General features: G+C 35.3%; 25 protein-coding genes and 2 pseudogenes. 18 read left to right on the forward strand and 9 right to left on the reverse strand.

All coding sequences use genetic code 11. The features are described 5' to 3' along the window. The first annotated feature begins 98 nt into the window (after positions 1-98). Entirely contained in the window at positions 99-1646 is a 1548-nt protein-coding gene (locus ACP7AV_RS14000; RefSeq protein ID WP_426092483.1) for an SDR family NAD(P)-dependent oxidoreductase, read from the forward strand. An 84-nt stretch (positions 1647-1730) separates the two neighbouring features. Here ACP7AV_RS14000 and ACP7AV_RS14005 read toward each other — a convergent pair whose 3' ends face one another. The 6 genes from ACP7AV_RS14005 to ACP7AV_RS14030 form a co-directional block, all read right to left on the reverse strand. Beyond that, positions 1731-2069, reverse strand: coding sequence for a DUF86 domain-containing protein (locus tag ACP7AV_RS14005; protein ID WP_426092484.1), 339 nt, complete (start codon positions 2067-2069; stop codon positions 1731-1733). After that, positions 2059-2361: a nucleotidyltransferase family protein gene (locus tag ACP7AV_RS14010; protein WP_426092485.1), complete on the reverse strand. Its 303-nt coding sequence runs from the start codon at positions 2359-2361 to the stop codon at positions 2059-2061. The genes ACP7AV_RS14005 and ACP7AV_RS14010 overlap by 11 nt, the downstream gene beginning before the upstream one ends. A 164-nt stretch (positions 2362-2525) precedes the next feature. Continuing rightward, positions 2526-2978, reverse strand: a complete 453-nt coding sequence (locus tag ACP7AV_RS14015; protein WP_426092486.1) for a Gmad2 immunoglobulin-like domain-containing protein — start codon at positions 2976-2978, stop codon at positions 2526-2528. Between the two features lie 80 nt (positions 2979-3058). Then, the gene (locus ACP7AV_RS14020) at positions 3059-4630 is read right to left on the reverse strand and encodes a carboxypeptidase-like regulatory domain-containing protein (protein WP_426092487.1); all 1572 of its coding nucleotides are present in this window, start codon (positions 4628-4630) and stop codon (positions 3059-3061) included. 183 nt (positions 4631-4813) lie between these two features. Next, on the reverse strand, positions 4814-6676 hold the full coding sequence (locus ACP7AV_RS14025) for an ABC-F family ATP-binding cassette domain-containing protein (protein WP_426092488.1): 1863 nt from the start codon (positions 6674-6676) through the stop codon (positions 4814-4816). An 80-nt stretch (positions 6677-6756) separates the two neighbouring features. Continuing rightward, entirely contained in the window at positions 6757-7725 is a 969-nt protein-coding gene (locus ACP7AV_RS14030) for a T9SS C-terminal target domain-containing protein (RefSeq protein WP_426092489.1), read from the reverse strand. A 247-nt stretch (positions 7726-7972) separates the two neighbouring features. On the opposite strand from ACP7AV_RS14030, the gene ACP7AV_RS14035 reads away from it, so the two are divergent. From ACP7AV_RS14035 to ftsY, 10 genes are all read left to right on the forward strand, one after another. Then, positions 7973-9172 carry a glycosyltransferase family 2 protein gene (locus tag ACP7AV_RS14035; protein ID WP_426092490.1) on the forward strand — a complete coding sequence of 400 codons (1200 nt, stop codon included), beginning with the start codon at positions 7973-7975 and terminating at the stop codon, positions 9170-9172. An 84-nt stretch (positions 9173-9256) separates the two neighbouring features. Beyond that, positions 9257-10555: a dihydrolipoamide acetyltransferase family protein gene (locus ACP7AV_RS14040; RefSeq protein ID WP_426092491.1), complete on the forward strand. Its 1299-nt coding sequence runs from the start codon at positions 9257-9259 to the stop codon at positions 10553-10555. Between the two features lie 145 nt (positions 10556-10700). Then, complete coding sequence (locus ACP7AV_RS14045; RefSeq protein ID WP_426092492.1) at positions 10701-11477, forward strand: exonuclease domain-containing protein; 777 nt, start codon at positions 10701-10703, stop codon at positions 11475-11477. A 44-nt stretch (positions 11478-11521) separates the two neighbouring features. Then, positions 11522-12133 (forward strand): fumarylacetoacetate hydrolase family protein, encoded by a 612-nt coding sequence (locus tag ACP7AV_RS14050; protein ID WP_426064587.1) that lies wholly within the window; start codon positions 11522-11524, stop codon positions 12131-12133. After that, on the forward strand, positions 12133-12477 hold the full coding sequence (locus tag ACP7AV_RS14055; RefSeq protein ID WP_426064588.1) for an Hpt domain-containing protein: 345 nt from the start codon (positions 12133-12135) through the stop codon (positions 12475-12477). Before ACP7AV_RS14050 ends, ACP7AV_RS14055 begins: the two co-directional genes overlap by 1 nt. A gap of 225 nt (positions 12478-12702) precedes the next feature. Next, positions 12703-13956: a CinA family nicotinamide mononucleotide deamidase-related protein gene (locus ACP7AV_RS14060; RefSeq protein WP_426092493.1), complete on the forward strand. Its 1254-nt coding sequence runs from the start codon at positions 12703-12705 to the stop codon at positions 13954-13956. Positions 13957-14028: 72 nt separating this feature from the next. Continuing rightward, positions 14029-14265, forward strand: coding sequence for a 50S ribosomal protein L28 (gene rpmB / locus ACP7AV_RS14065; RefSeq protein WP_024980263.1), 237 nt, complete (start codon positions 14029-14031; stop codon positions 14263-14265). Positions 14266-14292: 27 nt separating this feature from the next. Continuing rightward, on the forward strand, positions 14293-14475 hold the full coding sequence (gene rpmG, locus ACP7AV_RS14070; protein WP_017495179.1) for a 50S ribosomal protein L33: 183 nt from the start codon (positions 14293-14295) through the stop codon (positions 14473-14475). A 76-nt stretch (positions 14476-14551) separates the two neighbouring features. Continuing rightward, positions 14552-14704, forward strand: coding sequence for a DUF4295 domain-containing protein (locus ACP7AV_RS14075; protein ID WP_091205215.1), 153 nt, complete (start codon positions 14552-14554; stop codon positions 14702-14704). 127 nt (positions 14705-14831) lie between these two features. Continuing rightward, complete coding sequence (gene ftsY / locus ACP7AV_RS14080; RefSeq protein WP_426092494.1) at positions 14832-15812, forward strand: signal recognition particle-docking protein FtsY; 981 nt, start codon at positions 14832-14834, stop codon at positions 15810-15812. Between the two features lie 187 nt (positions 15813-15999). On the opposite strand, the pseudogene ACP7AV_RS14085 reads toward ftsY, so the two are convergent. Further along, positions 16000-17076 (reverse strand): annotated as a pseudogene (locus ACP7AV_RS14085) (serine hydrolase domain-containing protein). 242 nt (positions 17077-17318) lie between these two features. On the opposite strand from ACP7AV_RS14085, the gene ACP7AV_RS14090 reads away from it, so the two are divergent. The 5 genes and pseudogenes from ACP7AV_RS14090 (at position 17319) to ACP7AV_RS14110 (ending at position 19157) form a co-directional block, all read left to right on the forward strand. Then, positions 17319-17759, forward strand: a complete 441-nt coding sequence (locus ACP7AV_RS14090; RefSeq protein ID WP_426092495.1) for a lipocalin family protein — start codon at positions 17319-17321, stop codon at positions 17757-17759. Beyond that, positions 17740-18036: a DUF721 domain-containing protein gene (locus ACP7AV_RS14095; protein WP_073355171.1), complete on the forward strand. Its 297-nt coding sequence runs from the start codon at positions 17740-17742 to the stop codon at positions 18034-18036. Before ACP7AV_RS14090 ends, ACP7AV_RS14095 begins: the two co-directional genes overlap by 20 nt. A 239-nt stretch (positions 18037-18275) precedes the next feature. Then, positions 18276-18350 (forward strand): annotated as a pseudogene (locus ACP7AV_RS14100) (hypothetical protein); the annotation flags it as partial. A gap of 167 nt (positions 18351-18517) precedes the next feature. Continuing rightward, positions 18518-18712, forward strand: a complete 195-nt coding sequence (locus ACP7AV_RS14105; protein ID WP_426092496.1) for a catalase — start codon at positions 18518-18520, stop codon at positions 18710-18712. Between the two features lie 85 nt (positions 18713-18797). Then, positions 18798-19157, forward strand: a complete 360-nt coding sequence (locus ACP7AV_RS14110; RefSeq protein ID WP_426092575.1) for a catalase — start codon at positions 18798-18800, stop codon at positions 19155-19157. A gap of 364 nt (positions 19158-19521) precedes the next feature. Here the strand turns inward: ACP7AV_RS14110 and purU are convergent, their stop codons facing one another. Together purU and ACP7AV_RS14120 are read right to left on the reverse strand one after the other, a co-directional pair. Continuing rightward, the gene (purU, locus tag ACP7AV_RS14115; protein WP_426092497.1) at positions 19522-20376 is read right to left on the reverse strand and encodes a formyltetrahydrofolate deformylase; all 855 of its coding nucleotides are present in this window, start codon (positions 20374-20376) and stop codon (positions 19522-19524) included. A gap of 120 nt (positions 20377-20496) precedes the next feature. Continuing rightward, entirely contained in the window at positions 20497-21204 is a 708-nt protein-coding gene (locus tag ACP7AV_RS14120; RefSeq protein WP_426092498.1) for a DUF4197 domain-containing protein, read from the reverse strand. Between the two features lie 285 nt (positions 21205-21489). On the opposite strand from ACP7AV_RS14120, the gene ACP7AV_RS14125 reads away from it, so the two are divergent. Together ACP7AV_RS14125 and ACP7AV_RS14130 are read left to right on the forward strand one after the other, a co-directional pair. Continuing rightward, a complete protein-coding gene (locus ACP7AV_RS14125; RefSeq protein WP_426092499.1) occupies positions 21490-24942 on the forward strand; it encodes a methylmalonyl-CoA mutase family protein in 3453 nt (1150 codons plus the stop codon). Positions 24943-25353: 411 nt separating this feature from the next. Beyond that, positions 25354-26220 (forward strand): alpha/beta hydrolase, encoded by an 867-nt coding sequence (locus ACP7AV_RS14130; RefSeq protein WP_426092500.1) that lies wholly within the window; start codon positions 25354-25356, stop codon positions 26218-26220. Positions 26221-26313 lie beyond the last annotated feature (93 nt).

Genomic DNA, 26313 nt, shown 5'->3' on the forward strand with positions numbered 1-26313 from the left:
TGGATTTGCAAGTTTATAAGTTTAGAACTTTACGACTTTAAAAGGTATATATTTGCGCCCTTGAATTTGCACAAAAATAAGAACCATTTTTTATAATAATGAATGAACAGATAGAGCATAAAAGTGCCATAAGCATAGAAGAAATCGACCGTTGCATCGCTATTTTGGCACAATTGAATACCGATACTGACCAAATATTTGATATTCCAAAAGAACAACGCACCGCTTTAATCAAAGCGGCGGGAATGTTTTCCAGACCCGATCGTGACGAGCTTTCTCGGAGAAAAAAAGACGGAAAAGTGGCTGCCAAACGCAAAATGGAAAAGCGAGACCGAACTGCCCGAAAGGAAACTGGAATTCGGTATGCCCGTGAAGCAAGCGTTTTTATGGCGCCAAAACTTTTGGCTTACAATGATCTTGTAAACAAAGAACAATTGGAACTGGAAACGCCACGAAACTGTTACGTGTGTAAAACGGAGTTTACTAAAATGCACCATTTTTACGATACGATGTGTATGGATTGTGGTGATTTTAATTATGCCAAACGTTTTCAAACCGCAGATGTAAAAGGGCAGGTCGCCGTTATTACAGGCTCTCGTCTGAAAATTGGGTACCACATTACGTTGATGTTGTTGCGTGGTGGAGCCACAGTTATTGCAACGACTCGTTTTCCGGTGGATTCCGCTTTGCGTTTTTCTAGGGAAGACGATTTTATCGATTGGGGACATCGCTTGAAAATTCACGGATTGGATTTACGACACATTCCCAGTGTAGAGATTTTTTGTAATTTTCTTGAACAAAAATACGAGCGTTTGGATATTCTGATCAATAATGCAGCGCAAACCGTGAGACGTCCCGCCGGATTTTATACGCATTTAATGGAAAACGAGGAGCGTTCCATCGCTTCTTTGCCGCAACAGGCGCAAGAATTATTACTGGATCATACCAATTGTCTGGATGAATTAAAAGTATTGACTTTAGGAGCTTCCTCCAATCAAAATATGCCCGTGACTTGGCACGGACCAGAACCCGGAATTGGGTTGCGGGCTTCCGCCAAGTTATCCCAGATTCCGTATTCATTTGATAATGCTTTGGTGGCGAATGAAGTTTTCCCTGAAGGAGAACTTGATGCCGATTTGCAGCAAGTGGATTTGCGAAAAACTAACAGCTGGCGTTTGCGATTGGGACAAATAGAAACCACAGAAATGATCGAAGTGCAATTGGTAAATTCCGTAGCGCCTTTTGTATTATGTAACCGCCTTTCGGAAGTAATGAAGAAAGAGAACACCGGAAAAAAACACATCATCAATGTGTCGGCAATGGAAGGGAAGTTTCATCGCTTTTTTAAGGAAGACCGTCATCCGCATACCAATATGGCAAAAGCAGCGTTGAATATGCTGACGCACACTTCTTCGGGAACTTTAGCCAAAGATGGAATTTTTATGAATGCAGTCGATACCGGTTGGGTAACCGACGAAGATCCCGCAGAATTGGCCAAAAGAAAACAGGAAGAAGAGGATTTTCAACCGCCATTAGATATTGTGGATGGAGCAGCACGAGTGATGGATCCGTTGTTTGACGGTATCAACACAGGAAAACATTGGTGTGGGAAGTTTTTGAAAGATTACAATCCGATTCCTTGGTAAAAGCGATAAGTTTATAAAATACAAAACCACAACAGAATTAAATTTGTTGTGGTTTTCTTTATGTGTTAATGTCAGCATTGTTTACTATTCTCGAAGCATTTTTTCGACCTCTTTTTGTAGAATGGGTAAATGGAGGATTAAAATTCCCCAAATCACGTCATCCGAAACCGAATCATAACTGTGAATTATTCTATTTCTAACATCTACTATTTTTCGGGAGTTCGAAATAATTATTTCACTATCTTCTTTTAAAATTCGGTTCATAGCTTCACCAATGATTTCAATATTCCTTTCGACAGCTCTTTTTGTTCTTATGTCATTTTCATAGACTTTAAATTCTTTAGATCTGTCAATAAAATAACTTTCAATTTCATTAATGGAACTTAAAATATCATAAAGCCAAGTTTTAATATTATTGTCCATAAATCAGTTGTTTATTTTGATTTATAGTTTTTCTAAAATAAGGATTTTTAATTGCTTTTTCTTCAAGCAAATCAATTTCTCTTTTTAATATCGTTTCTAATGAAAATTTTAAATCATAATAATTATCTACATAATCCAAGACATCTAACGGTTGAAATTCGACGATTAAGTCAATGTCACTATCCGGATTGAATTTTTCAGTTAAAACAGAACCAAATGCATACAATGACTTAACATTATGCGTTTTGCATAATTTTGTTATATCAGCGTTATGGCTTTCTATTGGATTCATGGTGTAAATAGTTTAATTCAAAAATACGCAAAATAATTCATTTACGGGAAGTTTGACTATTCGAATTCCTATTTGATCCATTGTGTGGTTCACTATTGTGAGTGCAAAGTCAAAGACATTTGCGCAGCATAATCAAGAACTATTGTGTATTTCGCTAACTCAACTTAAAAAAGAGCAATCGGCAATTCATGTTGACGGCTACCATCTTTAGCACTTGATTCAAACAAAACCAGCGTCAATTTCGAATTCTCTCGTTTTTTCTGAACCGTAATTGTAAAATCAAAGTTGCCCCACTCGGGAGCTCCCGCATCAGTCGTCTGAAATCCCGTCTCTAACTCGTCGTGTCCGTCTTCAATAATCCAGTTGAAGCTTGCCTCAAATATTTGTCCTTTTCCGCGTACTCGGAATTTGTTTTCGTCTATCCGTTCCACAGTTACCTCTTTGAAGCGTACATTAGAATATTGCTTAGGCAAAAGAATTTCTGGCTTTTTAGCCTTTATTACTGTAGTGGTTTCAGGAATTTCCATTACGGTATCCTTAGCAACTGTCGTGCGTTGAGTTTCCTTCTTATTGCATGCGAATAATAAAAGTGTCGTTACTAAAATTGTCCATCTCATAAATTATATTGAATAATGTCTTTTTTTAATTAAATAATTAGTTTTGAGAAGATTTGGTATAGAAACATTGGGCAGAGGAATTATTCTTTAGCTTTAAAACGTTTTAATTCTGCTACTGGTTCAATAGCATGGTATCCTTTCCATATTTTAGGATCGTATGATTTTATGGCTACAAGTTTGAATTCATTTTCAACAACTTTAGTAATATCAGTATCTGTTACAGGGGAATGTGATAAATTTAAAAATTCAGTTTTAGTCGTAGAATTTCCTTCAAATTTTATGTTTAATGATAGAATATCTTTGTCTTCTTTTGTGATTTCAATAAATTTCAAAGGACGGTTTACATAAAAATATTGACCTAATTCTTCAGAGGCATAGTGCAGGTAATAGTTCTTTTCATCTGATTTTTTTTGGTACATTAAAATTCCTTTATTGTTATTTTGGGCTACTTTAATGCCTAAGAGCCATTTTAAATTAACATTGTTTAGTTTTTCTCCTTCATTAAGTTGGAATTCAGCTCTAAGGACGGCATAATCAGACTCATTGATAAAGAGTTTACCTGTATATTTTGCTCTGCTTTTTTTTGGTGAAAATGAAAGTACAAATGCATAATCGTTATCCTCAGTAAAAGTAGTTCCTTCAAATTTGTAGCGGTACAATTCTGGATTGTTTATAAAATCATGCTCGGAAGAATTGATTAAATTATTTTTTTGTATGAATTCTGTTAAATTGTATTTGGTGGATATTAACAGAGTGCTTTTATCTGCTGTTTTAGATTTTGTTTTCTTTTTATTGAAATCTTTTCTTAAAGAAATGGTATCTCGAGAACCGATGAGTCCACTTTTAATGCGGTAATACTTTGTAGAATCTAAGTGCTTTAACATTGTTTTTATACCAATTTCTTTCAACTCTTCTGATGAGGTTGCACTTCCTTCATTTTTGAGAACAGTTGCTTTTAGAACGTTAATTTTATGCGATTCAAATGATTTATTATCTTTTTTTACGGTATGAGTATACAAATTACACAACATGTCCTTGTACTCTTTAGGAGGTGATTTAATTAAGGAATTGGTAAAATTTTGAACATCACTATTGACTTGCTTAAGCGCTTGTTTTGAAAAACCTGTCGACTGATTAACATCAACTACAACTTCTTTAGGATACGTAGCATTTGATTTTCTCACAAATAACATGTCTTTAGTAGGATTATCGGTATTGCTATAATTTATAGAAAGATTAGCCTTTACCGTAGCCATGATAACGTAAGGATTAGGTTTTTCACCATTTACTGGTACATCATCCAATTCAAAAATAGTAGGAGTGAGTGCTATAATGTAATCTAGTTTTGATAATTGACTTACCTTAACTTCAAGATTTTTGTAGCCTAGATAGGTAATGGTTAGTGTATTTTCGTCTTGAATTGCAGTTTCAGCAAGGTTAAAAAAACCTTCGGCATTTGAGATCAAATGTTCTTTTTTATCAATGTTGATGGTGGCGTAGGGTATGGGCTCTTTAGTAGTTGCATCAATTATTTTTACTGAAATATTTTGTGACCAAGAATAATGAAAAAATAAAATCGTACTCAACAAGAGCAGGTATGGTATGAATTTAGATTTTTTTTTAATGGGTATGTTTGTAGATTTTACTTTCATTTGAGTTGATTATGAGTTTGATGATTGAAATTGATAGTCAAATGTATATGTTATTTTAATACTCAAGTAGTGTAATTGTGCTAATTTTCTGTTAATATATTCATGCGAAAAACCCCGCCACAAGCTACGATTACGTAAATTGGGATGGGGTTTTTACAATAATTGAATACAATTATAAGTTTTTTATCCTTCCATTTTGGCACTTAATTCAAACCAACGCTCTTCTTTGAGTTCCATCTTTTGGATTAGGTTTTGCAATTCATTTCCTTTTTTCTCAATATCGCTTGCGGCAATTTTCCCTTCCGAAAATAATTGTTCGATAGCTATTTTCTGAAGCTCTAAATCCTTGATTTCTTTCTCGGTTTTCTGGAATTCTTTTTGCTCATTGAACGTCAGGTTTCCAGTTGGATTGTTTTGTTTCCAGTCTTTCTTTTCGGCTTTGTTTTCCTCTTTTTGAGCTACATCGGTACTGTCTTCGTAGGCTCTGAAATCAGAATAGTTGCCGGGAAAATTTTCCACTACACCATCACCTCTAAAAATGAATAAGTGATCCACAATTTTATCCATAAAATAGCGGTCGTGAGAAACCACTAAAAGACAACCCGGAAAATCCAAAAGGAAGCTTTCCAAAACATTCAGCGTCACAATATCTAAATCATTCGTAGGCTCATCCAGAATCAAGAAGTTTGGATTCTGGATCAAAACTGTACACAAGTACAAACGTTTCAATTCTCCACCGCTCAATCTATCGACAAAATCATATTGTTTTTTAGCATCAAATAAGAAACGCTCTAACAATTGCGAAGCCGAAATTAATTTCCCTTTCATCAACGGAATAAATTCTCCATATTCCTTAATCACATCAATCACACGCTGACCGGGTTTCGGGTTGATTCCACTTTGTGTGTAGTACCCCACTTTTATTGTTTCGCCAATCACCACTTTTCCACCATCAAGCGGAATAGTTCCAGTCAATAAATTTAAAAAAGTCGATTTTCCGGTTCCGTTTTTTCCAATGATTCCGATGCGTTCGCCACGTTGAAAATCAAAACTGAAATTATCCATAATCATATGATCCTTGAATTTTTTGGAAATTTTGTGAAGCTCGATAATCTTGCTTCCCATGCGTTCCATGTTGATTTCCAGTTCTACTTTATTTTCACGACGGCGACTTTGTGCTTTTTCCTTAATGTCATAAAAATCATCTTGACGCGATTTTGACTTGGTTGTTCTCGCTTTTGGCTGGCGGCGCATCCATTCCAGTTCTTTCACAAAAAGATTCTGCGCTTTATCCACACTCGAGTTTTCGGAGGCAATGCGTTCCTCTTTTTTCTCTAGATAATAGGAGTAGTTTCCTTTGTATTGGTATAATTTTCCGTTGTCCAATTCGATGATTTCATTACAAACACGCTCCAGAAAGAAACGGTCGTGCGTCACCATAAACAACGTAATATTTTCTTTGGTAAAATAACTTTCCAACCATTCAATCATCTCTAAATCCAAGTGATTCGTAGGTTCATCCAAAATTAATAAGTCAGGACGATTGATCAAAATGATAGCCAGTGACAATCTTTTTTTCTGTCCACCCGAAAGATTTTTTACTTTCAGTTTGAAATTTTCCAACTTCAGTTTGAACAAAATTTGCTTGTACTGCGTTTCAAAATCCCAGGCGTTGTGCTGATCCATTCCGTCAAAAGCTTTTTGGTAAGCTTCTTCATCTTCTGGATTTTCTAATGCTTTTTCATACGCTTCAATCACTTTCAAAGTCTCATTATCCGACGCGAAAATACTTTCCTCAATAGTCAGTTCTTCCTGCAAATTGTTATTTTGCGACAGGAAGGCCATTTTTATGCCTTTTCTTAAAACAACTTGTCCGGTATCTGATTCTTCAAGACCATTAATAATACTCATGATAGTCGTTTTTCCAGAACCATTTTTGGCTATGAAAGCAATTTTTTGATCTTTGTTAATCCCAAACGAGATGTCTTTAAACAGCGTACGTTCACCAAAAGATTTCGAGATATTTTCTACAGAAAGGTAATTCACAGGGCTAAATTTTTTGCAAAAGTAAGCTATTAAATACCGATTTGCCAACAGTTTAGTTGAATCTAAGTTTTCATTAACAATTATTGTTGTAGATAATTGGCTAAAAAAGCATTTAAATCAAATTGATGTAACTGCTGCGGGACATTAATGATTCGTTTTTTGGCGAAATTTTCATTGGTTAAAAAGTAATTAAGTCCATCTAGCGTGCTGATCCCTTCCATCTGATGAAACGGAAGTGCAATTTTTATTTTTCTCTTGTTTCCGGAAAAAAAACCGGACTCATTGTAATCGTAAAACAGATAAATAAAAGGCGATAAAGACTTGCTGTAGCCGGTAAGCACCAGCAGCTTTTTTTCAGCTACATAGGTTGCTGCGGTAATTAATCCTTTTACATTATAGGATTCTTTCAGTTGTGCAATATGTTGACCGGGAAGCTTTGGAATCACATAAACACTAGTTCTTTTTTCTTTCCATTCTTTGGAAAACAAGTAAATACTGTCACCGGAAACAATAAAAGCTTCGCAATCAAAATTGGTTGTATTGGACTTGGTTTTGGTAAAATCTATTTGATTGGAATATGAAAACGAAAGCGTGTCGATTTTCTGATTGTTCTGCAAAAGCGACTGTTTTTCAACTCGTAATATATGAAGATCCTTTCTGTTTCCGGAGGCATTATTTCCAAAATCGCCAATGTAAAAATAGTTTGCGTCTTGCGTAATTTCTTCCCAGTCGGTATTGGTTACGTTTTTTAATTCAATTTTATTTTTAATAACACCTTTTATGTTAATTGCATAAAGAGCCGTGTTGGTGTCATCGTTATTGGTCCAAAAAAGAGAATCACTTTGTGTCAAACTGGAAGTTTCTTTGAGAATGGCATTTAATTTTACCGAATATATTGGTTTAATTCTTGCCGAAGCATAGTCACAACTTCCATCATTTACGATGGCAGCTGGATTAAAGTTTTTGGAAATTGGATCCGTGCAGCCCGAAATTTGAGCCTGTATGGAAATAATAGAAATCAGAAATAATATGAAGAAGATCTTTTTCATGCATTAAAATATTACCGAATCGTTACTATTCACCAAAAGTAATCGATTCTAAGGAATAAAAGAAGGTTAGATTGTCCCGAAGAATTGGGATTGGATTTATTCACAGGTATTGTTTCCACTTTTCGTTGCAATCTTTGTTAATTCTTTTAAAAAATTTTCACTTCAGTCGGGGCTAGGGAGAAATATTTTTTAATGTTTTTTAAACTTTTAACCTGTGTCTTTGCCTCGTAAAATATATCTTTGAAAAATGCAACTATCCGTCATCATCCTCAATTACAATGTTCGGTATTTTCTCGAACTATGCGTATTAAGCGTGCAAAGTGCTTTAGAAAGCATTGACGGTGAAATTATTGTAATCGATAATTATTCTTCCGATGATAGTTGTGCGATGATGGAAAAGCGTTTTCCAAATGTAAAACTCATTCAAAACAAAGAAAATCTAGGTTTTCCGAAAGGAAATAATATTGGTGTAGCGCATGCTAAAGGCGAATATATTTGCATTCTCAATCCGGATACTGTTGTCGCTGAAGATACGTTTACGAAAGTATTGGCTTTCGCCAAACAACAATCGAATTTAGGAATTGTGGGTTGTAAACTCATTGATGGAGCCGGAAAATTTCTGCCCGAAAGCAAGCGTGGCGTTCCTACTCCTTGGGTTGCTTTTACAAAAATCACGGGTTTGTATAAATTATTTAAAAAGTCAGAAACATTTGGAAAATATTATGCACAACATTTAAACGAAAACCAAACAGGAAAAACAGACATTTTAGTGGGTGCTTTTATGTTCCTAAAAAGATATTTGTATCTTGAAGTAGGCGGATTTGACGAAGACTGTTTTATGTATTCTGACGATATTGATTTGTCGTATCGAATTTTGCAAAAAGGAAAGTCGAATTATTATTTCCATGAAACTACCGTAATCCACTTTAAAGGAGAAAGTACCGTTAGGGATGAAACGTACATGAAACGTTTCCAAGAAGCGATGAACTTCTTTTACAAAAAGCATTTTAATTCTCGATCCCGAAGTTTTGGGACGGGATCGGTATTTTTCTCGATTTTCATGAAAACGGGAATTGTATTTTTCTCTTTTGTAAAGATGTTTCAAGGAAAACTTTTCCAAAACTTCGGAATGAAAACAAATCCAAAATCATATCTGTTGTATTCGGCGAACGAAAAATTAGTAGAAAAACTGCGTTTGATTTCACAAAATAAAGTCCAGTTTCACGATTTAAAAACAGAAAAAATGGTAATTTCGTCTTTTGTTAAAAGCAAAGTAGGTGAAGAAGTTATTTTGGACAACGAATTTATAACCTTCAAAAAGTGTATAGAAATTCTCGAATATTCAAGGAATAAAGGATTTACCTTTAAAATTATACCAAAAAACGCTAATTTTTTAATAGGAAGTAACAATAGTAACGAGAGAGGTGAGATTATAGAAATAGAGTAAAAAATTGCATTTAATGTAATTTATATTTGAAATATTTAGTAATTTCGCAAACTGAAAATCAATATCACCTTTTAGGTTAACAATATGGCAAGATTTGAATTAAAACTTCCAAAAATGGGAGAAAGCGTTGCAGAAGCAACTATTACAAACTGGTTAAAAGAAGTTGGAGACAGAATTGAAGCTGACGAAGCAGTACTTGAAATTGCTACTGATAAAGTGGACAGTGAAGTGCCAAGCGAAGTTTCGGGAATTTTGGTAGAACAATTGTTCGGAAAAGACGATTTGGTTCAAGTGGGTCAGACTATCGCAATTATTGAAATTGAAGGTGGAGAATTAGTATCTATTGTAAAAGAAGCGGTTGCTCCCGACGTTATTGCTGAAGTGACAAAAACAGTGGATGACGGCAAAGAAAGTGTTGCAGCGCCGGTAGATTTCTCTGATTCTGAAAAATTCTTATCGCCATTAGTGAAAAACATTGCCAAAGAAGAAGGGGTTTCTGTTGCAGAATTAGCAGCAATTTCTGGAACAGGAAAAGAGGGAAGAGTTACTAAAAATGATATTTTAGATTACGTGAAAAATAGAACGAGCCAACCTGTAGTTTCGGCTCCCGTTGCAGTTCAAAAACCAATTGCAGCTCCAGTCGCTCAAAAAGCAGCTCCGGTATCTGTAAGTGGTGGTGATGAAATTATAGAAATGGACAGAATGCGCAAGCTTATTGCGGGTTACATGATCGCTTCGGTACAAACTTCAGCTCACGTTCAGTCGTTTATCGAAGTCGATGTAACGAATATTGTGAAATGGAGAGAGAAAAATAAAAATGCTTTCGAAAAAAGAGAAGGGGAGAAGTTGACCTATACGCCAATTTTCATGGAAGCAGTTGCGAAAGCGCTGAAAGATTATCCTGGAATGAATATTTCTGTGGATGGCGATTACATTATCAAGAAGAAAAATATTAACTTAGGAATGGCGGCTTCGTTACCAAACGGAAACTTAATTGTTCCTGTTATTAAAAATGCCGATCAGCTGAATTTGGTTGGAATGGCCAAAGCGGTAAACGATTTAGGAGGTCGTGCAAAAGCTGGAAAACTAAAACCGGACGATACTCAAGGCGGAACGTATACGGTTACCAATGTGGGAACTTTTGGAAGTGTTTTTGGTACGCCAATTTTGAATCAGCCGCAAGTGGGTATTTTAGCTCTTGGAGCAATTCGTAAAATGCCGGCAGTAATCGAAACTCCAGAAGGAGATTTTATCGGGATTCGCCAGAAAATGTTCTTGTCACACAGCTATGATCATAGAGTGGTAGATGGCGCGTTAGGAGGTAGTTTTGTGAAAAGAGTAGCGGAATACTTAGAAGCTTTTGATGTTAACAGAGATGTTTAAAAGTTTATAATTACTATAAAAACCCGATTGATTTTCAAAAATCAATCGGGTTTTCTTTTTTTGAGGTTTTCTGCAACTTTAAACGTTGAACTTTAAATAAAATTAATCCCAAATTTCTATATTTGTAGCCACACAAAATTTAAAAATGGAACTTAAACTCAATAAACCAATTTGCTTTTTCGACCTTGAAACCACAGGAATTGACATCGGAAAAGATAGAATTGTAGAAATCTCAATATTCAAAGTTTTTCCAAACGGAAACAAAGAAAGCAAAACATGGTTGGTAAATCCAACGATTCCAATTCCGCCGCAAACAACAGCGGTTCATGGAATCACCGATGAAAAAGTAGCGAATGAGCCTACTTTCAACGAACTGGCGGCGCAAGTTTACAACATGATTAAAGACAGTGATTTAGCTGGATTTAATTCGGATCGTTTTGATATTCCGTTATTGGCAGAGGAAATGTTACGTGCCGGAGTAGATTTTGACATGAAAAACAGAGTTTCAGTTGATGTTCAGACTGTTTTTCATAAAATGGAAGAACGAACATTGGGCGCAGCACACAAGTTTTATTGCGGAAAAACGCTTGAAAATGCACATTCAGCAGAAGCGGATACCATGGCAACTTACGAAATTTTGAAAGCACAATTGGATCGTTATCCGGAACTAGAAAATGACATGAAATCATTATCCGAGTTTACAACAAGAAAGAAAATTGCTGATTTCGCTGGAATGATTGCTTTTGATAAAGACAATCAAGAAATTTTTACTTTTGGAAAACACAAAGGAGTAAAAGTGGATAAAATTTTGGAAACGGAACCCGGTTATTTCAGTTGGATACAAAATGCTGATTTTCCTCTGTACACCAAAAAAGTTTTAACGGCAATCAAACTTCGAAAATTAAATAATAAATTAAGCTAATTTTTGAATCCTTCAATCATTAAATTTTTTTTAATTAATAAGAAATGAAAATAATCTGTATCGGTAGAAATTATACCAATCACATAGAGGAATTGCATAACGAAAGACCAACTGAACCAGTAGTTTTCATGAAGCCGGATTCGGCAGTTTTATTGAAACAACACCCATTTGTAATTCCGGAATTTTCGGAAGATGTACACCATGAAATTGAAATTATTGTCAAGATAAGTAAAGTAGGAAAATACATCGAACCTAAATTTGCTCATAAATATTATGACGAAATCAGTGTGGGAATTGATTTTACCGCTCGCGATTTACAGGATAAATTAAAAGCAAAAGGGTTGCCTTGGGAAAAAGCAAAAGCCTTTGACGGCTCTGCGGTCCTAGGTGAATTTTTGCCAAAAAATCAATTTAGTTCATTAGAAAATATTACTTTTGAATTAACCAACAATAATAAGACAGTACAAATAAGCAATTCTAGTTTTATGCTGTGGAAAATTGACGAACTGATTTCATACGTTTCTCAGTTTTTTACGTTAAAAATTGGCGATATTATTTTTACAGGAACCCCGGAAGGAGTCGCTGCTGTTAAGCCAGATGACGTTTTAGAAGGGTTTTTAGAAGGACAACAACTATTTAGAATACAAGTAAAATAATGGCTATAAATTACAACCTGTCAAAAGTGTACGCACTTTCAGACAACGATCCTGAATTTGTAAATGAAATTTTGACTTTATTTGTTACCGAAGTTCCGGATGATTTACAACAAATAAAAGAGGGAATTAAAAAGAAAGACTACAACCATGCTTATGCTTTTGCGCACAAGATAAAACCAACCTTAGATTTGATGGGCTTAAACGTGGCTTTTGAAGAGATCCTTCAAGTCGAAGCCTGGACCAAAGCCGAAGGTAAAAAGAAAGATATAAAAGAAACTTTTAAGAGCGTAAAAAATCAAGTCAACGACGCTATCAAAGAAATTAAAAAAGACTTTAATTTGTAATCTTGCTCGACCACGCTATGAATATGGTTACAGCGTGGTTTGATTATCCGTTGCAAATGAAGTTCAATGAACTCCTATGAAAATAATTGTTAGATGAAGTAATCTCCCGAATAAAAATCGGGAGGATTTTCACTTTTATCCCTCACGCTAAAAAAACCGGAATGTAGTAATTTACGCAATTCTTTTTTTTAGATTGCAATCTCACAAAAAAAATATTCCAAAAAAATGAAAGCAACTATAGTTACCATAGGTGACGAAATTTTAATAGGTCAAATTGTCGATACGAATTCTGGTTTTATTGCCAAGTCGTTGGATAAAATTGGTGTTGAAATCAACGAAATGATTTCGATCAGTGATGATAAAAAACACATTTTAGATACGTTTGCCTCGCTTCAAAACAAAGTAGATTTAGTGATTATTACGGGCGGTTTAGGACCAACAAAAGATGATGTGACTAAGAAAACTTTCTGTGATTATTTTGAAGACGAATTAATCATTGATAAAGCGGTCGAAAATCATGTAATTGAGCTTATTGAGCGTGTGATGAACAGAACAGCATCGCAAATCAATAGAGATCAGGCATTAGTTCCGTCAAAATGTACAGTTCTTCACAATCAGGTGGGTACCGCGCCAGGAATGTGGATGAAAAAGGAAAATACCGTTTTTATTTCGCTTCCCGGAGTTCCTTATGAAATGAAATATTTAGTAGAAAATGAAATCATCCCAAAAGTAATTCGGGAATACAAACGTCCTTATATTATCCATAAAACAATTCTCACATACGGACAGGGCGAAAGTTTGGTGGCGGAACGTATAGAGGAATGGGAAAATAACCTTCCTGAATTCATTAAATTGGCTTACTTGCCCGCACCAGGGAGAGTTCGTTTAAGGCTTTCCGCGCGAGGCATCGATAAAGAAAAACTAGAAGCTTCGATTGAAGAAAATGTAAAATTACTGGATGCAATCATACATGATATCATTGTGGGTTTTGATGAAGATGAAACTATCGAAGTGGTTGTAGGAAGGTTGCTGGGAAAACAAAACAAAACTATTTCTACTGCAGAAAGTTGTACGGGAGGTAAGATTGCGGAAGTTTTAACATCAGTTTCAGGTTCTTCAAAATATTTTAAAGGAAGTGTGATTTCCTATGCAACAGAGGTAAAAATTGATGTTTTGGGTATTCCTGAAAGCTTGATAACAGAATATTCTGTCGTGAGCCGAGAAGTAGTTTCAGCGATGGCTTTGAATGTGAAAGCGATGATGAAAACAGATTATGCAATTGCGACAACAGGAAATGCCGGACCGTCAAAAGGGGAATCAAATGCAGAAATTGGAACAGTTTTTATTGCATTGGCTACTCCAAATGAAATAATTGTTGAAGAATTTAATTTTGGTCAACCCCGTGAAAAAGTGATAGATAGAGCGGTAAATAAAAGTTTGGAACTTTTACAGAAAGAAATTTTAAAAAATGTACGATAATATTGTTGGTTAATAGGTTTATTTTTCTTTTCTTTGCACCCTGATTTTGAATAACGATAAAAGATAAGTATAATGTCAAGAGTTTGTGACCTTACAGGTAAAAGAGCGATGGTAGGAAATAACGTTTCTCACGCTATGAACAAAACTAAGAGAAAATTTTCTGTAAACTTAGTTAAAAAGCGTTTTTATCTTCCAGAAGAAGATAGATGGATTACTCTAAGAGTAGCTGCATCTACGATAAAAACAATTAATAAAAATGGAATCGCTGCGGTTTTGAAAAAAGCACAGTCAGAAGGATTTATCAAATAATCTCTTCCAAAATAAAAAAATAGCAAGATGGCAAAGAAAGGTAATAGAATCCAGGTAATTTTAGAATGTACTGAGCACAAGACTTCAGGTGTTGCAGGAACTTCAAGATACATAACAACGAAGAACAAAAAGAATACTCCGGACAGATTAGAGATTAAAAAATTTAATCCAATCTTGAAACGTGTAACTGTTCACAAAGAAATTAAGTAATAATTAGAGATTTTAATAAAAGTCTCAAATGATCAGCATTTGAAGATTTTATTTAAATTTAAATAACATTTGAATCATGGCAAAGAAAACCGTAGCATCGTTACAAACATCTTCTAAGAGATTATCTAAAGCCATCAAAATGGTGAAATCTCCAAAAACAGGTGCATATACATTCGTAGAATCTATTATGACTCCTGAATCAGTGGATGAATTCTTGAAAAAGAAATAATCAACATTCATATTATATAGAAAAGCTACTTTCATTCGAAAGTAGCTTTTTTATTTTCTATATTTACTGGCAGAAAGTATATAAGTTCTTTGGACTTAAATGCTTCATTCCTAATACTATTTATACAATGAGTTTTTTCAAAAGAATATTTTCATCAGAGAAAAAAGACCCGAGCCTAAGCGAACAGGCGAAGCAAACATTAGACAAAGGTCTTGAAAAATCAAAAACAAATTTCTTTTCGAAGTTAACCAAAGCGGTTGCCGGAAAGTCAAAAGTGGATGATGAAGTCTTAGATAATTTAGAGGAAATCCTTGTGGCCTCAGATGTTGGCGTAAATACTACATTGAAAATAATTACAAGAATTGAAAGCCGCGTCGCTTCGGATAAATATCTTGGTATAGAAGAGCTTAATCAAATTCTTAGGGAAGAGATTGCGGCTTTGTTATCAGAGACCAATTCTGGCGAAGCAACGGAATTTGTAATTCCAATTCAGACTAAGCCTTATGTTTTAATGGTAGTTGGTGTTAATGGTGTTGGAAAAACAACTACCATTGGTAAATTAGCCTATCAATTTAAAAAAGCAGGTTATAATGTGGTTCTTGGTGCTGCCGATACTTTTCGGGCCGCTGCCATCGATCAATTGCAGATTTGGGCGGATCGAGTAGGCGTTCCTATTGTTCGTCAAGATATGGGAAGTGATCCGGCTTCGGTAGCTTTTGATACCTTACAATCAGCAGTGGCACAAAATGCGGATATCGTAATTATCGATACTGCGGGACGTTTACACAATAAAATTAATTTAATGAACGAATTGACCAAAGTAAAACGAGTGATGCAAAAAATTGTTGGTGATGCGCCACATGATGTATTATTAGTTTTGGATGGATCAACCGGTCAGAATGCTTTTGAACAAGCAAAACAATTTACAGCTGCTACAGAAGTTACTTGTTTAGCAGTTACTAAATTAGACGGAACCGCAAAAGGTGGCGTTGTAATTGGAATTTCGGATCAGTTTCAAATTCCTGTAAAGTATATTGGTGTAGGAGAAGGAATTGAGGATCTTCAGGTTTTCAATAAATACGAGTTTGTAGATAGTTTTTTTAAATAATAATAGGAATGAATTTTTCTTCTGTCAAAAATAGTAACTTAATTTATTTTTATTTTATAAGTATTGTTTCTTTTATTTTGGCCAACCTTATTCGAGACAAAAGTGTTGGTTTCTATTATTTTTTACTAATAATTGGTTTGATTTTCTTTGTTTTAGGTTTTATGAAACGTTTGAAAACTAAGTAAGTTTATTGGTATAAAGCACTAATTTTTTGCCACAAAATTTCATCAAAATCGGATAAAGCAAAAGTTGGATTATTTGGATTTGCAACATCTCCCATTCGGATAACGACCATTTTTTTGCTTGGAATAATATAGATTTTTTGATCGTATTTCCCCAGTGCCATAAACATATCTGCTGGAGCTGTTGGTATTAAACTGCCATTGAATTGCAGTTGGCTTTGCGGTAAATAATAACTTGTTTTTCCATTCAGCCACCATAAATAGCCGTATCCCAGATTTATAGTTTGTGAAGTGTTTGTAGCTTCATTGATAAAATTTTCATTCAATATCCTATTGCTTTCCCATTTTCCTTTGTTGCAGATTAACAAGCCAACGCGTGCCATGGATCGAGTATTACTTCCATAAACGGAATTATTCCCTAATTGAAACCATGCGCCATCCATTCCTATTTTATCTTTTAATTTGGTATTGAAATAGGTATTCCAAGTTTGACCGCTGGCTTGAGCAATCACATCCTGTAATTTTACATATACATTATGATACGCCCAACGTGTTCCTGCATCGGCTTTATATTTTAGGTTTGCTGGATTAACGTCATCCGTGCTGTCATCTAATCCGGTAGTCATAGTGAGTAAATGTCTGTTTGTAATCAAATTTTCTTTGGCTAAAGACAAACTCGTCCAACCAGTTCATATATATTGCGAAACTTTATTGTTGATGTTGATTAAGTTTTCTTGTTGTGCAATTCCTGTTACAGTTGCTGTCAGCGTTTTTCCAGCGCTTGCCCAATACCAAAATGCATTCGCGTCATGACCGTCGAAATACTGTTCCATTACGATTCTACCGTTGACAAGAATGATGAAAGATTTTGAATTTTTAAGTTCTAAATAATCCAATAACGGTTTCACGGCAACTTGCTTCCAACCTAAACTCGCTATTGATTTTGTTTCCCAAGTTGTGCTTGTCAAAGGCGGGAAATAGAGCGTTTCTGTTGGTGTTGGGGTTGGATTTGGTTCAGCAGTATCGGAACTGCAGCTACTACAAAATAGTACGATGAGGAAACTGTAAATTATTTTTGACATCTTGCTGCTGATTTATTTCTAATTTGGTTAAGACCAAAAATATAGAAAATAGTTTAATGTGTTTCTGCTAATTTTGTTTTCTTTGAATTTAATAAGAGTAACTTTGTAGTATAAAATAAAGTTGTTGTTTCCTTAAATTATCTAGCCCTGATTGAAGCGGAAATCCTTTTTAGCCGCTTTTTTTGCGGATATAAAGATTGAAGCGGAAAGCAGGAAACAGCTCCTAAAAAAATAATAATTATATGAAAAAAACTTACAGCATTCTTTTGATAGCATTTCTCTTTGTGGCTTGTCAGCAAAAGATAAAACCAGAAGACATTTCAAAAATAAACGGATATTGGGAGGTTAAAAAGGTTGTTTTTGATTCCATAAAGGACAAGGAATACAAGATGAATGAAGTGTATGATTATTTTGAAATAGATAAAAATAAAGGGATTCGGAAGAAAGTAATGCCGCAATTGGACGGGACTTTTTTAGTGAATAATGCTTATGAAAACGTAACGGTGCGATTTGATGGTGGAAAAGTATTCTTGGATTATTCGACACCGTACATGAAATGGAGTGAAGAATTGATTGCTTTGTCAGCGGAAGAATTAGTGCTGTTGAATAAGGAAAAAATAGAGTATCATTACAAAAAAGCAACACCGATAAATTTACTGGGCGATGGCAAAACGATTAAATAATCAGAGTACGATAGGGGATGTTTTGAAACAAATTATTCAAGTCAATAAACTGCAACCAGGAATGGATCAAATTGATGTTAAAGACGCCTGGAAAAATCTAATGGGCAATGGTGTCAATAGTTATACTAATAATGTAGTTTTGAAAGGAAGTACTTTGTATGTCGAGTTAACCTCGTCTGTTTTAAGGGAAGAATTAAGCCACGGAAAGTCCAAAATTGTCGCTATGATTAATGAGGAATTAAGACGTGATGTGGTGAAAGATGTGGTTTTGAGATAGTGTACAAGTGTTCCGTTTTCGGTTTTTGGTGCTCATTGTTCAATAGTAAATAAAAAATATATTTGCTAGTATAATTTATTACTTAGCATAGATAATCAGGTAGGTTTCCAATATTGTTTAATGTTTAATTTGTGAAAATTATTTAAATTTTTGGCAAAATATTTCTGCTGTGACGCAAAAGAGATTCAGCGGAAACGAAAAGAGGTTTATGGGATTTCGCCATATAGTTTTACACAGAAGATGGCAATTGGGATTGCGTAGGCAATAGTATACGGGTTTTCTTTGTCAAAAATCTTAAAAATTTTGCGATTTAATTTATAACTAAAAACAAGATCCGCATACTAGTATAAAATCGTTAACGATACTGTGAGATTGCTGGTTGTTAAATCAGGAGAGTTAGCGTCGGGTGTTAATTTCAATTTAGGACATAAGAACACCTTATGGATACAGTGACATGAACGGCTTGTAGGTTAATACTTTTATGATAATTAATGCAGTGAATGAACGCACTTACGTTAAATTTCATTTTAAAACTGCACAAGGAATTAGGAATTTTATCATTGAAGAGACGGCCAAAATGAAATCGCATGATATGAATTTAGTACAGCGCGATTTTTTTTTGAGAATATTGTGGCGAGAAATTTTCCAAAAGGAAACTTGCAGATTCAAATCCTGACCGAAGAACAGGCGAATTCCCAAACTATTATTTAAATCCATCTGATGCAACGCTAGTGTGGCCTCAAGACGATTTTCAGTAGATTATCGCTGGTTTTTTAAATTTAAATCAAAATCTACATAATTATTTTGAAGATATTGAGCACTTTGCATTTGCAATGGCGCAGGTGGTTGACGGAAGTGGAAACTCACATCATAAAATGTTGCAGGGTAAATTGTTGTCCTATCCTGATTCGCAACGCCATCGTTTGGCAACTAATTATGAGCAAATTGCGGTAAATCGTTGTCCAGTTGCGAGCCATAATTACCAGCTGGATCGACAAATGAGAGTGGATGAGAATGGCGGCAGTAATCCGAATTATTTACCAAAAAGTTTTGATGCTATCAAAATTGACCTCGCATATAAAGAACCGCCAATGGAAATTTGTATTGATTTTGCGGATTAGTACTACGGAAATTGCGAAGGAGAAAATGATCATTATACGCAACGTGGAAATTTATTTAAGATCATGACTCCGGATTAACAACAAAATACGATACACAGTGGTATTGCTTACATGTCTGACATTGATGGTTTTAAAAAAGACAAAATAGTTAACCGTTAATTGTGTCATCGGTGTCGAGTTGACGGACGTTTAGTTGCTCGAATTGCTAACGGATTAGGTGTAGATGTTGACTTGCTAGAAAGATAAAAATGTTGTCGAATTTAAATAAAAAATGCGCAGCAAACTGAGCATTTTTTTAGTTTTAGTCCTCGATTATGGCTCTCTCTCCTTTGGAGAGTCATAAAGGTTCGGCAAGGAAGAGGATTTATAAAAATACCACCGTTTTATTATTATAAACCATTGTTTTTCTCTCAGCATGAAGTTTTATAGCCCGCGCTAAAACCATGCGTTCCAGATCGCGCCCTTTCATAATAAAATCTTCTATAGAATGGCTGTGTGAAACTCGGGCAATATCTTGCTCGATAATCGGACCTTCATCCAATCCTTCGGTTACATAATGACTGGTGGCACCAATGATTTTTACACCGCGTTTAAAAGCTGAATGATAGGGTTTTGCTCCGGGAAATGCCGGAAGAAAAGAATGATGAATATTGATAATTTGATTCTTGTATCGCGCAATCAAATTGGGCGTTATTATCTGCATGTAGCGTGCCAAAACAATGAAGTCAACATTATATTTTTTCAGTAAATCCAACTGCTTTTGTTCTCCTTCGGCCTTGCTATCTTTAGTAAAAGGAACATAATGAAACGGAATTGAAAAACGTTCCGCCACTAATCTTAATTCTTCATGGTTGCTGATGATCAAAGGAATTTCAAGAGACAGTTCACCAGCACTGTACCGTCCTAAAATATCATACAGACAATGCTCGTATTTGGAAACAAACAAAGCCATTTTTGGTTTTTCTTCTTGAGTATACATTTCCCACGACATATTGAAAGGAGAAGCTAACTTAACTTGAAAATCAGTTTTAATAGCTTCAATATTCCAATTTTTGGCGCTGAATTCGCATTCTAAGCGCATGAAAAATACATTTTCATCGGCATCAACATGTTGATCTAAATACGTAATATTTCCATCAATAGCGGAAATATAATTTGTAATGGAGGCAATAATTGCTTTTTGATCTTCGCAATGAATTAGGATAGTAATTTTCTGCATAAGACGTCTTTTTCAGCTTAGTTCTTAGTAATAAGTAGCGTTTTTCAAAATTAAACGTATTTGTTTTGTAAAAAAGTTTGATTTGGCTGTTTTATGTTATGAAAACAACCAAATTTCAATCTATTTGTTGTCCTGCATTGCAAAAACTTTCTGCAATAAAACAGATGTTCTTGACACTATATTGGTTCTTATGTTTTTCTCCTCAACGGCAACCATCTTAAAAACACCATTCAATGCTTGATTGGTCACATAATCCGTCAAGTCAGGATTCACTTTATTCACTAAAGGAATGCTGTTGTATTTTGTAATAATGTTGGTCCAAACTTTATCGGCACCTACTTTAGTGAACGAATTTTTAATCACGGGATTAAATTTTCCGTACAAAGCAGTCGAAGTGCTGTTTTGTAAATAATTGGTGGCCGAACTTTCATTTCCCATCAAAATTGATCTGGCATCCATAAAAGTCATGTTTCTTACGGCGTCTACAAATATTGGAGTCGCTTCCTTCACCGCATCTTCAGCAGCACGATTCAATACTTTCAAACCTTCATCAGCCAGAGAGCTCAATCCAATTCTTCTTAAACCCGCATCTACTTTTCTCAATTCTTCCGGCAATAAAATTTTCACGGCTTCATTTCTGTAAAAACCATCGGTGGTAGTCAATTTGGTGACTTGTTTCGAAATCCCATTATTAAGGGCTTCTTTTAAACCACCAGCAATATCAACACCACCAATTCCTTGTGTTTGGGGGAATTGATTCAAAACTTGTTGCATTTCGGCACAACTCGAAAGCGAAATTGCTACCGCTAAAATTAAAATTTTCTTCATCGTAATTATTTTATTAGTTTACTTCCTGTGTTTGCCATTTGGCATTTGTAAAAATACTATTTATTCAAAAACAAAGCCAACTATTCTTTAAGAGCACAAATTTTGGTTTTATTAATCGTAATTGGTCCCGCTTTCCGCTGTATCCTCGCTGAAAAAGCGAGGGATGCCGCTTCAATCGGGGCTAAATAACAAAATCCGACCTTATTTATTAACAACAAGCAGCAACGACAAATAATTTTTAAAATAAAATCGTAAATTGCCGACTTAAATTATCATATTCATAAAATGGAACTCGTAAAACCGTATATCCCTATTAATAAAGTAAGAATTGTAACCGCTGCGGCCCTTTTTGATGGTCACGATGCAGCAATTAACATCATGCGAAGAATTATTCAGTCAACAGGTGTGGAGGTGATCCATTTAGGTCACGACCGCAGTGTTGAAGAAGTTGTCAACACAGCTATCCAAGAAGACGCCAATGCAATTGCAATAACTTCTTACCAAGGAGGACATAACGAATATTTTAAATATATGTATGACTTGCTTCAAGAAAAAGGAGCAGGGCAAATCAAGATATTTGGTGGTGGTGGAGGCGTAATTCTGCCTTCTGAAATAGCCGAATTGCAAGCGTACGGAATTACGAGAATTTATGCTCCGGATGACGGACGTGCGATGGGCTTGCAGGGAATGATAAACGATTTGGTACAAAAATCTGATTATCCGGTTGGAGATAAACTGACTGATGAAATCAATCATTTAGACGAAAAGAATCCAAAAGCAATTGCCAGAATCATCTCGTCAGCAGAAAATTTTCCGGATGTTGCGGCCAATACATTGGAGGCCATACAAAAAAAGAATATCGATTGTAAAACTCCAGTTCTTGGAATTACAGGAACGGGCGGAGCAGGAAAATCTTCTTTGGTAGATGAATTAGTGCGTCGTTTTCTAATTGATTTCCCAGAAAAAACTATCGGATTAATATCGGTTGATCCATCTAAACGTAAAACGGGTGGAGCTCTTCTAGGCGATAGAATCCGAATGAATGCCATCAATAATCCCCGTGTTTACATGCGTTCTTTGGCTACACGCCAATCGAATCTGGCTTTGTCTAAATATGTTGCTGATGCAATTCAAGTAATAAAAGCAGCAAATTATGACATTATAATTCTGGAGACTTCGGGAATCGGGCAATCGGATACGGAAATTATGGACCATTCCGATGTTTCTTTATACGTAATGACACCTGAATTTGGTGCTGCAACGCAATTGGAAAAAATCGACATGCTTGATTTTGCAGACTTGGTAGCAATAAACAAATTTGACAAACGTGGTTCTCTTGATGCATTGAGAGACGTGAAAAAACAATACCAACGCAACCATAATCTTTGGGATGCTAATTTAGATACACTTCCCGTTTTTGGAACCATTGCCTCGCAGTTTAATGATCCGGGAATGAATACGTTGTACAAAGCGATTATGGACAAAGTTCATGAAAAAACAAATTCTGATTTGAAATCAACGTTCCAAATCACTCGTGAAATGAGCGAAAAGATTTTTGTTATTCCACCACACAGAACACGTTACTTGTCTGAAATTGCTGAAAGTAACCGTAAATACGATGATACGGCAGTTAGTCAGGAACAAGTGGCTCAAAAATTATATGGGATTTACAAAACGATTGAAACGGTTGCTAAGAAAATTCCTGAAATAAACAAAGCAGGAATTAATGACGATTCAGTTTTGCCGACGGTTTTAGAATCTGAAAAAGTTGGTGCGGCTGAGGACAAAATCTTTTTGAACCTTTTACTAAATCAATTCGATAAAGTAAAAATGGATTTGGATCCTCACAATTGGGAAATCATTTTGACTTGGGACGAGAAAGTTAACAAGTACAAGAATCCAGTTTATACCTTTAAAGTTCGTGACAGGGAAATAAAAATGGCTACTCATACGGAGTCACTTTCACATTCCCAAATTCCGAAAATCGCGTTACCAAAGTATAAAGCTTGGGGTGATATTTTACGTTGGTGTTTGCAGGAAAATGTTCCTGGAGAATTTCCTTTTACGGCAGGATTGTATCCTTTCAAACGCGAAGGAGAAGATCCTTCTCGTATGTTTGCGGGAGAAGGCGGACCGGAAAGAACCAACAAACGTTTTCATTATGTAAGCGCGGGATTGCCTGCAAAACGATTGTCAACGGCTTTTGACAGCGTGACTTTATACGGAAACGATCCACATGTACGTCCGGATATTTATGGAAAAATAGGTAACGCCGGAGTTTCTATTTGCTGTTTGGACGATGCCAAAAAATTATATTCTGGTTTTGATTTGGTTCATGCCATGACTTCGGTGAGTATGACTATTAATGGACCGGCGCCGATGTTATTAGGCTTTTTCATGAATGCTGCGATTGACCAACAATGTGAGTTTTACATCAAAGAAAATAGTCTTGAAAAAGAAGTTGAGGTAGAAATCAACAAAATATATGCAGCAAAAGGAGTCGAAAGACCGCATTACCAAGGTGATTTACCTGCAGGGAATAACGGTTTAGGGTTGATGCTTTTGGGAGTTACCGGAGATCAGGTTTTACCTTCGGAGGTCTATAACGAAATTAAAGCAAGAACGTTATCTCAAGTTCGTGGAACCGTTCAGGCTGATATTTTGAAAGAAGATCAGGCACAAAACACTTGTATTTTTTCTACTGAATTTGCGTTGCGATTGATGGGTGACGTTCAAGAATATTTCATTATGGAGAATGTTAGAAACTTTTATTCGGTTTCTATTTCAGGATATCATATTGCTGAAGCTGGAGCAAATCCTATCACGCAATTGGCTTTCACACTTTCAAATGGTTTCACGTACGTGGAATATTATTTGAGTCGTGGTATGAATATTAATGATTTTGGGCCCAACTTATCCTTCTTCTTTTCGAATGGTGTAGATCCGGAATATGCAGTTATTGGTCGTGTAGCGCGTAAAATTTGGGCGAAAGCCATGAAAAATAAATACGGAGCTAACGAACGTGCGCAAATGTTGAAATACCATATTCAGACTTCTGGACGTTCACTTCACGCACAAGAAATTGATTTCAATGATATTCGTACTACATTACAAGCGTTGTATGCGATTTATGATAACTGTAATTCCTTGCATACCAATGCGTATGACGAAGCAATCACAACGCCTACGGAAGAATCTGTACGTCGTGCGATGGCAATTCAGTTGATTATTAATAAAGAATTAGGATTGGCCAAAAACGAAAACCCAATTCAAGGTGCTTTCATTATCGAAGAGCTAACTGATTTAGTGGAAGCTGCGGTTTTACAGGAATTCGACCGACTTACAGAACGTGGCGGCGTTCTTGGCGCGATGGAAACGATGTACCAACGTTCTAAAATTCAGGAAGAAAGTTTATATTATGAGACTTTGAAACATACAGGTGAATTTCCAATTATTGGTGTAAATACATTTTTGAGTTCTAAAGGTTCTCCAACGGTGATTCCAGCAGAAGTAATTCGTGCCACCGAAGAAGAAAAACAATACCAAATTGATATGTTGAATCTTTTGCACCAGTCCAATCAGGATTTAGTGAATGAGCATTTAAATACGCTTCAGGAAGCAGCCATTAAAAATGAAAACTTATTTGAACATCTAATGGAAGCAACTAAGGTTTGTTCTTTAGGACAAATTACTTCTGCTTTATTTGAGGTTGGTGGCCAATATAGACGTAATATGTAAACGGAGAACCACTTTTTGGATAGCAGAAAGTGTGTGAATCGCTTATCCCGCTTTCAAGCGGGCGTGATCTAAATAATTTTTTTTTAAAAGACCTTACAGTAATGAGAGGTCTTTTTTTGTTCATGTAATTATTGCGACTTTATTACATTTATTCTAAAGTAGCTGTTGGATGTAATTCAATGCATTTAATTTTTTAACCACATAGAAACATAGATTTTAAAATTATGTAAGTCGTTTCACTTTTTTGGAGAAAATTATAGCTAGGTGAAGCCAAAAATTGGGCTGTCCAACTCTTTTTTTCTACGTTTCTACGTGGTTCAATTTTTTTAGTTAAGATTAATTGAAATTTTCATTATTTACACCCAACGAGTTAAAGTAGTATATTTACATTTTACCTTAAAACCAAATAGTATGAAAAAACTTCAAATTGTATTCTTATTTTTTCTTCTTGGTCATGCTGTAGTTTCTTATGCAGCAAAAGCCGATACCTTGCAAATTCCTAGTGTGGTAATGAATAAAACATATAAAGCTGCGGTTGTTTTACCAAGTTCTTATGCTAAAAGCAAAATGAATTACCCAGTTCTTTATTTATTGCATGGTGCTTATGGTCATTTTAATGATTGGCTGTCTAAAACTCCGGATAAGAATTTACTACACAATTTAGCCGATCAGTACAATATCATAATCGTAATGCCGGAAGGAGAAACATTCAGTTTTTATCTGGATAGTCCCGTGAATAAAGGCAGTCAGTTTGAAACTTACATTACAAAAGAAGTAATTCAGAAAATAGATAATACTTATCGAACAATAAATGATAAAAAAGGACGTGTAATTACGGGACTTTCTATGGGAGGTCACGGGGCATTGTATCTTTCGACAAAACACCCGGAACTTTTTTGTGCCGCAGGAAGTATGAGCGGAGCAGTAGATATGGGCAACATGATCAATCCAGAATCTAAGGAAAGAGTTACTAAATTAATGGAGCCAGTTTTTGGAATTGAAGGTGCGCCCCAGGAAGTATATGCCTCGAATGCCGTTTTGAATATGGTGGACAAAATAAAAAGCAACAAACTGGAATTGATTATTGATTGTGGTGTGGATGATTTCTTGATTGAATCCAATCGCGAATTACACAGAAGACTTGTTTACAATAAAGTTTCTCATGATTATACAGAACGTTCAGGTGCGCATACTTGGGAGTATTGGGAAAATGCTTTACCCGCTCATGTGCTGTTTTTTAGTAAAATTTTAAAAAATAATGCTGCAGCGGTGAAATAGACTTTGTATTCTTTAAAAATTTAAAAGGCTTTTCATATGATAATATTGAAAGGCGTTCCTGTTGTAATCAATTGAAAAAATTTCAAATAGTGA

This window comes from Flavobacterium sp. DSR3-2, from assembly GCF_049896525.1.
Classification (GTDB): Bacteria; Bacteroidota; Bacteroidia; order Flavobacteriales; family Flavobacteriaceae; genus Flavobacterium.

Coding starts and splice junctions, on each gene's coding strand:
- ACP7AV_RS14000 (WP_426092483.1), top strand. CDS start 99: ATGAATGAACAGATAGAGCATAAAAGTGCCATAAGCATAGAAGAAATC.
- ACP7AV_RS14005 (WP_426092484.1), bottom strand. CDS start 2,069: ATGGACAATAATATTAAAACTTGGCTTTATGATATTTTAAGTTCCATT.
- ACP7AV_RS14010 (WP_426092485.1), bottom strand. CDS start 2,361: ATGAATCCAATAGAAAGCCATAACGCTGATATAACAAAATTATGCAAA.
- ACP7AV_RS14015 (WP_426092486.1), bottom strand. CDS start 2,978: ATGAGATGGACAATTTTAGTAACGACACTTTTATTATTCGCATGCAAT.
- ACP7AV_RS14020 (WP_426092487.1), bottom strand. CDS start 4,630: ATGAAAGTAAAATCTACAAACATACCCATTAAAAAAAAATCTAAATTC.
- ACP7AV_RS14030 (WP_426092489.1), bottom strand. CDS start 7,725: ATGAAAAAGATCTTCTTCATATTATTTCTGATTTCTATTATTTCCATA.
- ACP7AV_RS14035 (WP_426092490.1), top strand. CDS start 7,973: ATGCAACTATCCGTCATCATCCTCAATTACAATGTTCGGTATTTTCTC.
- ACP7AV_RS14040 (WP_426092491.1), top strand. CDS start 9,257: ATGGCAAGATTTGAATTAAAACTTCCAAAAATGGGAGAAAGCGTTGCA.
- ACP7AV_RS14045 (WP_426092492.1), top strand. CDS start 10,701: ATGGAACTTAAACTCAATAAACCAATTTGCTTTTTCGACCTTGAAACC.
- ACP7AV_RS14050 (WP_426064587.1), top strand. CDS start 11,522: ATGAAAATAATCTGTATCGGTAGAAATTATACCAATCACATAGAGGAA.
- ACP7AV_RS14055 (WP_426064588.1), top strand. CDS start 12,133: ATGGCTATAAATTACAACCTGTCAAAAGTGTACGCACTTTCAGACAAC.
- ACP7AV_RS14060 (WP_426092493.1), top strand. CDS start 12,703: ATGAAAGCAACTATAGTTACCATAGGTGACGAAATTTTAATAGGTCAA.
- rpmB (WP_024980263.1), top strand. CDS start 14,029: ATGTCAAGAGTTTGTGACCTTACAGGTAAAAGAGCGATGGTAGGAAAT.
- rpmG (WP_017495179.1), top strand. CDS start 14,293: ATGGCAAAGAAAGGTAATAGAATCCAGGTAATTTTAGAATGTACTGAG.
- ACP7AV_RS14075 (WP_091205215.1), top strand. CDS start 14,552: ATGGCAAAGAAAACCGTAGCATCGTTACAAACATCTTCTAAGAGATTA.
- ftsY (WP_426092494.1), top strand. CDS start 14,832: ATGAGTTTTTTCAAAAGAATATTTTCATCAGAGAAAAAAGACCCGAGC.
- ACP7AV_RS14090 (WP_426092495.1), top strand. CDS start 17,319: ATGAAAAAAACTTACAGCATTCTTTTGATAGCATTTCTCTTTGTGGCT.
- ACP7AV_RS14095 (WP_073355171.1), top strand. CDS start 17,740: ATGGCAAAACGATTAAATAATCAGAGTACGATAGGGGATGTTTTGAAA.
- ACP7AV_RS14105 (WP_426092496.1), top strand. CDS start 18,518: ATGATAATTAATGCAGTGAATGAACGCACTTACGTTAAATTTCATTTT.
- purU (WP_426092497.1), bottom strand. CDS start 20,376: ATGCAGAAAATTACTATCCTAATTCATTGCGAAGATCAAAAAGCAATT.
- ACP7AV_RS14120 (WP_426092498.1), bottom strand. CDS start 21,204: ATGAAGAAAATTTTAATTTTAGCGGTAGCAATTTCGCTTTCGAGTTGT.
- ACP7AV_RS14125 (WP_426092499.1), top strand. CDS start 21,490: ATGGAACTCGTAAAACCGTATATCCCTATTAATAAAGTAAGAATTGTA.
- ACP7AV_RS14130 (WP_426092500.1), top strand. CDS start 25,354: ATGAAAAAACTTCAAATTGTATTCTTATTTTTTCTTCTTGGTCATGCT.